A 12,646-nucleotide genomic window follows, 5' to 3' on the forward strand; every position below is an offset into this window, starting at 1 on the left:
ATGACCAAATCCAATCGTCACTTTGAAACGACGGACCTGAAAGCCAACTTAAATCAGCGCTCACTGCGATCTGGTTTGGTGACCGTGGCGGCTCAACCCCTAAAGTTGGGCATCGGCATTGGTGGCACCATGGTGCTGGCCCGTCTCTTGGTCCCAGCTGATTTTGGCCTGTTGGCGATGGTGCAGCCACTGCTGAGTATTGTGGATAGTCTCAGCAACATGGGCTTAGAAACCGCTACGGTTCAGCGACAGGAGTTTAATCCTGAGCAGGCCAGTGCCATCTTTTGGCTTTCTTTGAAAATCAATGCCCTAATCATTGGTGGCATGGTGTTGACGGCCCCCCTTGTTGCCCAGTTTTATGGTCAGCCAGAAATAACTCACATCCTGTTGTGTCTGGCCATTGGGGTGGCCAGTCTGTGTTTGTCGTTTCAGCATCTATCGCTGTTAAAACGACAAATGCAGTTTGAACTGCTGACCATCATTGAGTTGGTGGCGTTAGGGGTGAGTACAGTGGTTGCGATCGCAACCGCCTGGCTAGGACTGGGTTACTGGGCCTTAGTGCTGCAGTTGACCACCCTGCAGATGACAAAAGGCATTGCCTACTGGCTTTACTGTGACTGGCGTCCCCAGCGCACGGTCAATACTGCCCACTTTCAAAAAGATCTGCGTTCTACCCTGTCCTATGGGCTGCATCTGACCGGGTTTCGCTGCATCAGTCGCGTGGGCATGAAGATGGATCGGGTACTGTTAGGCTATGTGGGCGGGGCCAGCTCCCTAGGGTTTTATTCCATGGCCTATAAGTGGGCCTATTTCCCGTTTTGGCAGATTTACTACCCACTGTTTGATGTAGCAGTGTCCAGTTTGAGCCGCAGTTTATCCGAGCCGGAGCGTTATCGCCTCTACTGTCGGCGGGGATTGTTGCTAATCTTTGCTGTCTGTATGCCGGCACTGGTTTACATGTTTATGACCGCTGGCGATGTCACGCTGTTGATGCTGGGGGAACAGTGGCTGGAGATTGTGCCCATGTTTCGCGTTCTAATTGTGGCGGTGTTTGTGGGCTGCATCTATCGTGTGACTAAGTGGATTTATGTGTCGGCTGCCAAAACCCAACGACAGTTTCGCTGGAGTCTGATCCACACGCCGGTAATGATTGTTGCGATCGCAATCGGTGTCCAATGGGGAGCCTATGGCGTTGCCGTTGGGTATACCGTCGGTATGTGCCTGTTGAGCTACCCTGCAGTGGTTTACTGTGTGCACCAATCCCCCATTACCCTGGGCGACTTTATGGGGGCTGTGTGGCGACCTGCCATCGCCTCTCTTCTCTCAGCAGCTCTGCTTTATCTGGTGCAGTTGCCCATGCCGACCATCGCTCTGTTAATTGTGAGGCTGCTGGTCACCGGTCTGATTTATTCCTTAATCTACATCTGTATTTGGCTGGCATTGCCCGGAGGGTATACCCAAGGCAAATTTTTCATTTCAGCATTGTTCAACAAGCTGCAGTAAGCGTTCCTTATCCAAATTGTTTCACACGGAGATTATATGATTACCGATATTCTCGAACTAGGTGAACAAACGCACGGGCAAGTTGTTGTCGTCGGCTCTGGGATAGCCGGTTCCGAAGTGGCTACCCACCTGGCCCGCCACGGCCAAGAAGTGATTCTGTTAGAAAGCGGACGGGAAAAATTTGATCCCTCAATCCAGGCCCTCAACAACGTTATTTTCCTGGGCAAACGCCATCGCGAATTAAACCCCAATACCTACTACCACCAATATCTGCCGCCTGAGCTTCGCGGCGTCAGTCGGGTACGTCAGTTTGGTGGCACCAGTAATGTGTGGACAGGTAAATGGAAATATCTACAGCCCTGGGACTTTGAAGGCAGATCCTGGATTGCTAACAGCGGTTGGCCCATTCGTTATGACGATCTCTTAGAACACTACCGTTCTGCTGCCCAGGACTATGGCTTTGGTGATTTAGAGGCAGAGGCCATCCGGCCTGAGATTATGGCCTTTCGTTCCAAACTATCGGCGGGTGGTTTGAAAATGAGCAGTTTTTATTGGGAGGAAACCCCCACCCGCACAGCCATCCGGTTTGGTGATGAGATGCGGCAATCCCAAAATTTAAAAGTTGTCCTGGGGGCAACGGCCACGGAGCTAAAACTCGATGACGCTTGCCAGCGGGTGTCAGCCGTAGTTTGTCGGTCCCTCGAAGGCCGAGAACGGGTGGTAAAGGGAGATTCCATTGTCTTGGCCACCGGGGCATTTGAAACAGCGCGCCTGTTATTGGCATCTGACCGGCAAATCCCCGGTGGCATTGGTAATACCCATGACCTTGTTGGGCGCTTCTACACCGATCACCCCAAGCACCATACTGGTAAATTACGACCGGGTCCCTTAGCCCAACACTATGCCCACGAGTTGCAATATGCCCCGAAACCAAGATTTTGTGTATGCTTTGCCCTTGATGATGAGACCCAGCGTAAGCAAGAACTGCTGGAACATGTGTTGTATCTACAGCCGATTTATGAAGGGGTGAGAGAGCGTCTAGGACGCATCTTGCGGGGGCGTCCGATCTGTCGAGATGGTAATGGCATTGTCGCCAATTATCGCGTCAAGTTCGTGACTGAGCAGGCTCCACAGCAGGGCAGTCGCGTGAAATTGGCCACGGACTGTGATGTGCTCGGTCAGCGTAAGCTACAGGTGGACTGGTGCTTCACCGATCACGATCGTCGTTCTATGGCAGAGACCCTACAGCTCTTAACCAAACGCTTTGCTGACGTAGGTTTAGGGACGTTTGACTTTGGTGATGATCCGCCCAGCTTAGAAACTATGACAGATGCCGCCCACCAGATGGGGACTACGCGCATGGCCAGTCGCCCTGAGGCAGGTGTGGTTGATCCTAACTGTCGAGTCTTCGGGATGGAGAATCTCTATGTTGCTAGCTCGGCGGTATTTCCCACTGGCCCCTCCTATTCACCTACATTTACCATCTTGGCCCTGGCTCGCCGTTTGGGGCAGCATTTGCTACAAACTACGGCTGTCGGTGTTGGCAGCACTCATTAAGCTAGGGGCAAGTTTGAGTTTTGAGTGTTTAGTTTTGAGTGATAGCTCTCTAGAACAGTAATCGTCGTTGTCGTCATCGTTGTTGTTATGAGTTCCCCTGAATTCTCTATTATTATCCCGACCTATAATCGCCCTGACTGTTTAGAGCAATGTCTGCATAGCCTTGTTCGCTTGGACTATCCAAGGGATTGTTTTGAGATTGTTGTGGTTGACGATGGCAGTCGCATGCCCTTAACTTCAGTGACTGAGAAGTTCTCGTCATTGCTGTCACTGCGCTTGATTCAGCAGCAAAATGCAGGTCCTGCCGCTGCCCGTAATACTGGGGCTGCTGCTGCCCAGGGACATTATCTGGTGTTCACTGATGATGATTGTCAGCCCGCCCCTGACTGGCTTACGGCTCTTGCAGTTGCTTGTAAACAGGTGCCCAATGCTCTGATTGGTGGACGTACCCTGAATGCTCTACCCGATAACCTGTGCGCGACGGCGAGTCAGTTGCTGATTGACTACATTTACGATTATTACAACCCGGGAAAAGGGGAAGCTACATTTTTTGCATCTAATAACTTTGCGATGCCCCGGGATATCTATCAACAGCTCAAGGGCTTTGACACCAGCTTTCCGTTAGCGGCTGGAGAAGATCGAGAATTTTGCGATCGCTGGCGGCACCACGGCTTTTTTATGCACTATGCCCCTAAAATGCAGCTAAAGCATGCCCACAATCTCACCTTAGCGTCCTTTTGGCGGCAACATTTTAACTATGGTCGCGGGGCGTTCCATTTTAACAGAGTTCGCAGTCAGCGTCAGGCCAAACCGATGCAGGTGGAGCCACTGACATTTTATTTTCAACTGCTAACCTATCCGTTCACCAGGGATCAAGGATTGCGCTCTTTTAGTCTCTCAGGACTATTCTTCATATCTCAAGTAGCCAATGTGGTTGGCTTTGCCTGGGAGAAATATAAACAGCGGTCTACCACCTCTACAGTGACAGCAACGTCTTCTTCCTAGAAGAACCCTTACTCTGCCGGTATAAATCCCCCTCGCAGACCACGAGCTGGATTGCGTAAGCGAATATTAAGCTCATTGTAAGTGCAAGGGATGGGCGCATCCCAACATTTAATGCTGTTGTCATTCGCTGGTTTTACATATTGAACGTCATAGGATTGCCTTGCCTGTAAACCGGTACTCGGCATCTTTGGTGGCAGTAGCAAACGAGCTTGGATCGCTGGCTTAAATAGAATTAGAGCTGCAGTCAATCCTAAGCCTACAAACAAGGCTTGGGGCAAATATTTGCGGATGTTAAACCCTGAGAAATCTAGCTGCCACTTAGATTTGGCAATATAGGCGGTGCTCAGCACAGCCGTGCCAATGGCTGGAATCGTTACAAAATAACCCAAACCAAAGCGCACCATTGGGGCACGCACCATGACGAATACCATGCCGATGACGCTGCAGCACAACAGCCATGGGGTACCATAAATCTTCTGTTTGCGCGCTAACACGAAAGTGGGTAATGCCAGAACCGCTGACAGTACCATGAGTATCAGCATGACAATATTAAAGTGGGAGAATTGTAGCCACTCCCATAGCTGCCATAGAAAACGGCTGGGGCCAGGGGGAATATCTCCAAAGTTATGCTCCCAAAAGGTAATCACCTCTACCGCTTTGTCGATGACTTCTGTGGGTACCCGCCAGGGTACATTTACACACAGCATAGAAGACGGGTAAAGAGGACATCCTGAAGTCACAATGCTGACTACTATGAGCGGCGTTAAAAGTAGCAACGAGAGCACACATCCAATCAATAAACGCCGAAAATTTGGGAATTGCCGCTGCCAATAAAACAGCAGTGCAACGGGCAAGAGCGGCAGTGCCGATAGTTTAATGGCTATTGCACCCAAGGCAAGGAATAACGGAATGAGAGAGGCATTCCAAGGATTGGCATCTGTTATTTTCCCAGAGGGCTGAGGTCGGTTCACCACTGCTAGAATGCTCCAGGCCATAATGCCAGAGAGAAATATGACCGGAATGTCGGGTGAAGAGGAGATGAGAATGGTTTCTAAAAATGGACTCAGGATCATGGCTGGTAGGACTAGCCCCAGAAAAATCACCATAAACTTGTCGGTGATTCTTGCCTTGCCCATGAACCAACGCCCCAAAGAAAGAAACCCATGGCAGGTAATGATCAAAAACACCCAGCCATTAGCCACAGCGGTGACGCGAGATGCCACAGACTCCAGGGTTAAGGGGGCAGCTAGGGCAAACCATGAGGACGTGAAACCAAGATTGTTTAACACTAGGGCCAGGCCAGGGACGGTGCCAAACTTGGATAACCAGCGAACCGCTCCAAAATGATAGAGCCCTGTATCAAACCAGGTCACCTTTGTTGTCATGTAGATGGCTATCAGAACGGTCCAGCCCATGACAGCTGAAACCATAGCTGGCGATCTGGCTTGCCAGAGGTGATAAATTTCGGCCCTGATGGCGGGCCAACAGAGTAGCGGTAGACCCACTCCCATTGCAACGGCTAAACCTGCGATGGGAGAAAGTGGTAGCGCTAGTGAGATTAAAAGTAGGCCATTGGCTAATAAAACAACCCCTAACCAAAAGGCTGCCATAATGCGATCACCGATGCGATCAAAACAATCTGCTCGTAATCCGATAATGATCGCGATGCCAATAAGCCAACTGATAACGGATAAAATGCCCCATGCCGCAATAAAGTAGATCACAGTTCTACTTGGCCTCTCTATTAATCTTTTGCCTACAGAAAACCTTGTGCGTTGTCTAAATTATGCTAAACAGACGGCATGATTTTCAAAATACTCGTTCTCTTTATGGAAACGCCACTCACGTTAGCGCGTAAATATGTTTAATCTTAACATGTACGAAAGTGCATAATTAAGAACTCAGAACGAATATAAGAAGAGATGGCTATGATTGTGATTCTAAAAAAAATCTCATAATGTCTTCTAAGAAATGACAATGGGACTGAAGACCTATAGGGAAAATTCTATCGAAATAATGCCTTTTTAAATTCTACGGCCCAGAAAATGACTGTGCCTAGGAGAAGTGCGATCGCAAATTCCTGTCCATTCAAAGCTACGGTTGAGAAAAAGACCTGGCATACGGGCACATAAATTACCACCAGCTGTAGGCAGAAGGTGACAATCACTGCCCCTAAAAGTTTTGTATTGGATAGTAGACCAATTCGAAACAGAGACTCTGATGAAGAACGCACTCCCTCTGACAGGGCAATGCGAGAAAATGCCAGGGTTGTAAATACCATGGTTTGCCAGGCAGGGTTGCCGCTACTTTGGTAGTCATAGGCAACGAGAATTAAAATCAGACCCAAGAATAAACCAATCCATAGGATATCCGTTCCCATGCCTCGGCTAAAAATACTTTCATTGGGATGGTAGGGCGGTCTTTCCATGACGCGTTGTTCCGCTGGTTCAAAACTCAGCGCCAGGGCTAATAAACCATCGGCAATTAAGTTGATCCATAAAATCTGGATGGGCACCAACGGAATCGGCATCCCCAAGAATGGTGCTAAAAACAACAACCATAACTGGCCCACATTCCCTGCCAGCGTGTACTTGATAAACTTGCGAATATTGTCATAGATCACCCGCCCTTCCCTGACCGCAGCAACAATGGAGGCAAAGTTGTCGTCTTGTAGCACAATGTCTGCGGCTTCTTTAGCGACGTCGGTGCCGGTGATACCCATGGCAACACCAATGTCGGCCTGTTTTAGGGCCGGAGCGTCGTTGACACCATCGCCCGTCATGGCAACAATGTGACCGCGTCGCTGTAGAGCTTGAACAATTTTCAGCTTGTCTTCTGGTGTGACCCGTGCATAGACCCCGATCTTGGTGACGACGGTCTCCAATTCATCGACGGGCATTTTGCTGAGGTCCTGGCCTGTGAGTAGGGGATTGCTGCCAATGCCTAAGTCCTGGGCAATGTGTTTGGCCGTTAAGGGGTGATCGCCGGTAATCATCACCACCTGGATACCAGCGGTTTGGCAGAGGCCAATGGCATCCTTAACCTCTGGACGGGCGGGGTCCATCAGACCCATCATGCCGAGAAATACCAGCTGATGCTCCAGTTCTTCTGGAGCACTGGCCAAGGGACGGAAGGCCAGACCCAGCACCCGCAACCCCTGATTGGCTAGATGATCATGGGCACTGCAAATTTGCTGGCGCAGATCGTCTGTGAGGGGTTGTACCTGCTCATCAACCCACACCCGATCTAGGGTGGGTATCAGGCTGTGGAGAGCCCCTTTACTAAAAACAACGGTATTGGTATTACTGGGGGCTACCTGCTGCCATGTCTGTTGTAGGAAGGTTGGCAACGGTTGTTCACAGCGGTGGTAGGTGGTCATGCGCTTGCGGTCTGAGTCAAAGGGGACCTCGTCGATGCGGGGCCACAGCTGATCGAGCTTGCGTTTGGGTAATCCCAATTGAGCGGCAGCTGTGATTAGGGCAGCTTCAGTGGGGTCGCCAATGGCTTGGTCATTATCTAAAGAGGCGTCATTACATAGGGCACCGCTCAGCAATAACAGACTCAGGGACGGATTATTCAGGGCATCCTCCAGCGCCACTTGTTCGTCAGCCATGTCCAATACGGTGACCGTCATGCGGTTTGCCGTGAGGGTACCGGTTTTGTCAGAACAAATTGTTGTTACCGAACCCAACGTTTCGACCGCTGGTAAATGGCGAATCAGTGCTTGGCGCTTGAGCATACGCTCTGCCCCTAGGGCCAGGGCAATGGTGACGACCGCTGGCAGTCCTTCGGGCACGGCGGCTACGGCAATGCTAACGGCGGTGATCAGCATTTGCCGTAGCGGTTCTCCCTGGATAAAGCCCATGGTGGCAATCACCAGGGAAATGGCAATGGCTCCTGCGCCGAGAACCTTGCCAAGCTGGGCCAAACGTTTTTGTAGAGGTGTGGCCTCCACATCAACTGACTGCAGCATCCGGGCAATGTGGCCAATCTCAGTCTCCATACCGGTTTCGGTCACCACAAAAGTACCGCGACCACGGGTGATGGTGGTACTGTGGTAAACCATGTTGCAGCGGTCACCGAGGGGTTGTTCCTCCGTCAACACAGCGGATGCCTGTTTGTCTACGGGAGCACTCTCGCCCGTGAGGGTCGCTTCTTGCACCTGGAGGTTCACTGTTTCCACTAAACGTCCATCGGCAGGAACAACGTTGCCAGTTTCTAGCAGCACTAAGTCGCCGCGTACCACAGAGGCCATGGAGCATTCCTGAATCTGGCCATCCCGTTTTACACGCACTGTTGGTACGGCTAGCTTTTTAAGGGCAGCCAGGGCTCGTTCGGCCTTGCGTTCTTGGCGAAATCCTAAGGTTGCATTAAAAATGACGATGGCGAGAATTGCGATCGCATCGCGTAAATCCCCCACTATTCCAGAAATAACCGCCGCCACAATCAACATCACCACCAGGGGTTCACTGATCTGACCCCACAGTACCTGCCAGGGAGATTTACCCTTGGCCGCCATGAGCTCATTCGGACCATCTCGCAACAACCGCTGTTGAGCTGTTGCAGTGGTTAATCCGTCCTCTAGATCGCTGTTAATCTGCCGTGCCACGACATCGGCTTCCAGTTGATACCAGTGACTCACAGTTACCTATGTGGTGAGTGGTGAATGGTGAGTGGTGAGGGATAAACAACAATCTCTCACCATATAAAAATCGATTTAACGATTTTTGCCCGCCAGACTTCCAGTGTAGCTCTCTGACAGATAAAGGTTTTATACTCTTAACAGAGAATACTAAAGGTGAAAATCATTAACGGCCTGGTTGATTTTTGGGGTGACTTTATCGGTTGAACCCAGACCGTTAGCCAGACCGTTAGGGTATCTTGTAGCTAGATTTATTGTCTAAATCAATAATGGCAAAAAACTGCGGCAAAAGAAGATTTTTGCCGCAGTTATAGTCTGTATCTAAATATGCTAGAGCACTAATTATGCTTGCGAAAGATAACATTCTGCTAAGTTGCAAGCTTCATTAACCCTGCCTAGTCTTGATACAACAGGATCGATTGATCGGGCTCAATGACAACGACGCTAGGTGCTGTGACGTTGCCCACAACAACCCCCGCTGCGGCACCCCCTAAAATCTCTAGGAAGTCAATATCCCCAAGGATTTCACCCACAATCAATCCCCCTGCTGCACCGATGGCTGCATCTTCGATAATGTCGCCAACGTCAGTTTGGCGTGGGTCTTTGCGATCGGCGAGAGTTTCAGATGTGGCATCAATGTCAAAGATGCGGTCTCCTACCTCGGCAGACGTTGCCACATAGCGGAGTCCGCCATCCACTGGCTCAAACTGCCCTCGAATAATGCTGCCTTCTGGCAAGAAGCGATCGCCAATGGACGTGCGGTCTTCTAATACGAGGTTGTATTCATGGACTTCATCTTTATTTAGGTAAAGTGTTTCGTCGCTACTAACGGTAGTGGTCAGGGTTTGCTCGGTCTGGGCGACAATAACAGGTTCAGTCTGCTCAACAGTAGTCTCTTGAGCCAGAGCCGGACTAATGATGGCACCGAGAGAAATGAGCGCACTCGCAATTGCAACAGCCTTCATGGTGGATACCCCCATTGGTTAACTTGGCCTTTTCTAACACAGTATTTACTACAAAAATGAGCAAGTTATGGAACCCATCTACTTAATCCCTGGGTTGATAAGGGGTAAGGGGGACACATTAACTGTTATGTAACCCATGGCTAATAGCGCCTACTCAAAAAAATGATTTTTAGGCGTCAAATAAGTCATGTAGTCAATACTGGGAACAGATTGATTAAACCAATCTAAACCACAACTAAACAGACGGCTATGACAGTTGAAGTGCTGTCATAGCCGTTTTTTGACAGGTTTATAGAAAGTTGCAAAAGAGCTTATAAAAAGCTTTTATAAGCTTGCTAGAAATCTATTAAGTTGCTCTAGAAAAATAGGATTATAGGCCGCAAGTACGCCTCCTAAAAAACCAAACATATGAGCCTCCCACGACAATGTGGTCTCTTCTGAATCTGGTAGCATGGTCCAAAACTGATCACCATAGAGCAGCATGACGACAAATGCTAATCCAATAGTCATAAGGGTGACTTCTAGATATCCTCGCGCGATTAAATAGCCCAGATATCCGAAAATTAAACCGCTGGCTCCCAGGTGAATGGCAGAACGGCCAAAAATCCAGGTGCCTAAGCCACTTACCAACAAAATCGCCAGGCTGATGGCATAAAAATTGTCGATACCTTGCAGTAGGACGAGCCAACCTAAAATGGCAAAGGGCAGTGTGTTGGCAATCAAATGCCCAGCATTGCGATGGAGGAGAGGGGAAAATACAATACCCAATAGCCCTAACGGTGCACGGGGACGAATGCCCAGTAACCGATTTAAGCCACCTCCTAGGTAGGCAAAATTAACAACACCCACCACCCAAGCCATGATAATGCAGTCCCGCAGGACTTTAGCTTGGGTTTGCCAGTCGATGGGAACAAACATCGAGAGTATAACTGTGCCCAAAATCATGTAGATAAGGACAAGCTGTTGCTTAACCCCGGTCATGACACAAACCTGCTGTTATAAATATTAGATTTTGTGAATCTGAACGAGTAGAAGCACCCTATGGTCGTATCTCAACGGGATGAGATACACCTACGTAGATAGACGGTTGTACTTTACTTTACTTAGATTTTTGTAAAAAATGCACAAAAACTTTGAACGTAAACAAAATTCAACACCCATCGGAGTCTAGGCTTGGCTAGCACATTGGCAATGCACGGAATGCTGCTTTTTGTAGGTGTTTTCAGATACTGGGTATGGCTGAGATTTCCTATGGCGGCCATGCATATCGGCTGCCAATGGATGGGAAAATACTATGGGTCTGGTGCCATTGTTATAGGGTTGCTGGTTGAGAAGTCCGTCAGCTCTTAGGATGGAGTAGGTGACATCGATGTCTGGAACCAGTCTGAATTCACACTTGGAAAAAGGATGAACTTAAAATCGTTGGCGACGGGCTTTGGTGCGGTCTTTGGGGCACTATCAATTATTTTTTTGGGGCTATTGAGTTTTGCGTCTCCTGGCTGGGCGTACATTCAAGATGATGTGGACATGCTGTTAGAGCTGAGGGACTGTCCTGTCTGCATCCTCAATGAGGCTGATCTGTCAGGGGAAGATTTTGCTCGGGTCAACCTCAAAATTGCAGAGCTTTCCGATGCAAATTTAAGCAAGACCAATTTGCAAGAAGCTAATTTGATGCTGACGGCACTACAGGGCGCTGATCTGCGTGAGGCGAATCTTGCGGGTGCCTCTATGAACGGTGCCCGTTTACAGGGCGCTGATCTGCGCGGGGCCGATCTGACGGGGACTGTGCTGACCCAGGCCAATATTGAAGGGGCGAATTTTCAGGGGGCGAATCTTCAGAAGGCGGACCTGACGGCTGCCGTCATTGGTGATGCTGATTGGCGTGGAGCCAATCTCAAGGGCGCAAATCTGCGTGGGGCTACCTGGGCAGAGGCGATTATCTGTGACACGGTGCTACCCGATGGCACCTTGGGCGATCGCAACTGCTAATTCTGGTCTAAATCCTGTCCTCATCCTCACCCAGCATTGCCGCTATGGTAAACCGGCAGGTCGAGGTCTGAGGACGCCCTGGTTGCACCCCCGCATTGTCCCAGTTGTATCGGTCAAACTATGAGTGAAATCACCCTAAATCTCATCGCCGTCTCGGTTTTTTCGGTGACGATGTTAATTTTGCTAGGTCCATTACTGGCGATTTCGCCGGAGGGGCTAGCCACAGTTACGGCGACTCTATTGGGTTTGATCACCATTGATCAGTTGGGTTGGCAAGGGCGCGGTGGTCGTCTGCTGGTGGATTGGCTGTCACAGCGGTCCCCAGAATATTGCGATCGCATTGTCCGCCACGAAGCAGGCCACTTTTTAACCGCCTATCTGTTGGGCATTCCCATTGATGCCTACACCCTGACAGCCTGGGAAACCCTGCGTTCCGGAGTTGATGGCAGTGGCGGCGTGATTTTCAAAACCGACGGCATCGACCGAGCGGTGGAGAACGGCAAAATCAGCCAGCAAGAAATCGATCGCTACTGCACCGTTTGGATGGCCGGCATTGCCGCCGAAGAAATCGCCTATGGTACCGCCCAAGGTGGCCGGGACGATCGGCTGAAACTAAATGTATTGTGGCGGCAAATAAATCGCCCCTTAGCGGAAGTGCCCCTAAAGCAGCGCTGGTCTATGCTCCAGGCCAAAAACCTCATTGAAAAAGAATCTGATGCCTACGGGGCCTTGATCGATGCCATGGCCGAGCGTCGTCCCGTAAACGAGTGTTGCGAGCTGATTGAGCAGCATCTGCAATCGGCAGAGGTCTAGCCCCTCGTTCTACGGAACACATCCATTCGTTAATGAATACCTACAAAACCATTGCCGTTTCATCAAACTTGATGCAACATCGGTCAGAATAGTAAAGCCTGGTATCAACTTGAGCCGAAAAGCCTGATTAGGTGAGAAATCAGAATCTAGGAGTTAGAAGTCAGGGTGAACT

Annotated in this window: 9 protein-coding genes; 5 read left to right on the top strand and 4 right to left on the bottom strand. The window is 49.9% G+C overall.

From position 1 onward, the window contains the following. The 3 genes from U2F10_RS00415 to U2F10_RS00425 all read left to right on the top strand — a co-directional run bounded on the left by U2F10_RS00415 (window position 1) and on the right by U2F10_RS00425 (window position 4,065). Window positions 1-1,503, top strand: coding sequence for a lipopolysaccharide biosynthesis protein (locus tag U2F10_RS00415; protein ID WP_499870142.1), 1,503 nt, complete (start codon window positions 1-3; stop codon window positions 1,501-1,503). A 36-nt stretch (window positions 1,504-1,539) separates the two neighbouring features. Next, on the top strand, window positions 1,540-3,060 hold the full coding sequence (locus tag U2F10_RS00420) for an FAD-dependent oxidoreductase (protein WP_163665925.1): 1,521 nt from the start codon (window positions 1,540-1,542) through the stop codon (window positions 3,058-3,060). Window positions 3,061-3,147: 87 nt separating this feature from the next. Continuing rightward, window positions 3,148-4,065 carry a glycosyltransferase family 2 protein gene (locus U2F10_RS00425; protein ID WP_499061463.1) on the top strand — a complete coding sequence of 306 codons (918 nt, stop codon included), beginning with the start codon at window positions 3,148-3,150 and terminating at the stop codon, window positions 4,063-4,065. A gap of 8 nt (window positions 4,066-4,073) precedes the next feature. Here U2F10_RS00425 and U2F10_RS00430 read toward each other — a convergent pair whose 3' ends face one another. The 4 genes from U2F10_RS00430 to U2F10_RS00445 form a co-directional block, all read right to left on the bottom strand. Further along, complete coding sequence (locus tag U2F10_RS00430; RefSeq protein WP_499870144.1) at window positions 4,074-5,789, bottom strand: LIC_10190 family membrane protein; 1,716 nt, start codon at window positions 5,787-5,789, stop codon at window positions 4,074-4,076. 281 nt (window positions 5,790-6,070) lie between these two features. Continuing rightward, window positions 6,071-8,707, bottom strand: coding sequence for a calcium-translocating P-type ATPase, PMCA-type (locus U2F10_RS00435; RefSeq protein ID WP_499870146.1), 2,637 nt, complete (start codon window positions 8,705-8,707; stop codon window positions 6,071-6,073). Window positions 8,708-9,102: 395 nt separating this feature from the next. Next, window positions 9,103-9,672 carry a hypothetical protein gene (locus tag U2F10_RS00440; RefSeq protein ID WP_499870147.1) on the bottom strand — a complete coding sequence of 190 codons (570 nt, stop codon included), beginning with the start codon at window positions 9,670-9,672 and terminating at the stop codon, window positions 9,103-9,105. A 324-nt stretch (window positions 9,673-9,996) separates the two neighbouring features. Continuing rightward, window positions 9,997-10,653: a rhomboid family intramembrane serine protease gene (locus U2F10_RS00445; protein WP_163700117.1), complete on the bottom strand. Its 657-nt coding sequence runs from the start codon at window positions 10,651-10,653 to the stop codon at window positions 9,997-9,999. A gap of 426 nt (window positions 10,654-11,079) precedes the next feature. Here U2F10_RS00445 and U2F10_RS00450 point away from each other — a divergent pair, with 426 nt between their 5' ends. Then, a complete protein-coding gene (locus U2F10_RS00450; RefSeq protein WP_163665913.1) occupies window positions 11,080-11,661 on the top strand; it encodes a pentapeptide repeat-containing protein in 582 nt (193 codons plus the stop codon). A gap of 120 nt (window positions 11,662-11,781) precedes the next feature. Further along, entirely contained in the window at window positions 11,782-12,474 is a 693-nt protein-coding gene (locus tag U2F10_RS00455; RefSeq protein ID WP_163665911.1) for an ATP-dependent Zn protease, read from the top strand. Window positions 12,475-12,646 lie beyond the last annotated feature (172 nt).

The sequence above is a fragment of the Leptothoe sp. EHU-05/26/07-4 genome, assembly GCF_043421015.1.
Lineage (GTDB): Bacteria > Cyanobacteriota > Cyanobacteriia > Phormidesmidales > Phormidesmidaceae > Leptothoe > Leptothoe turfae.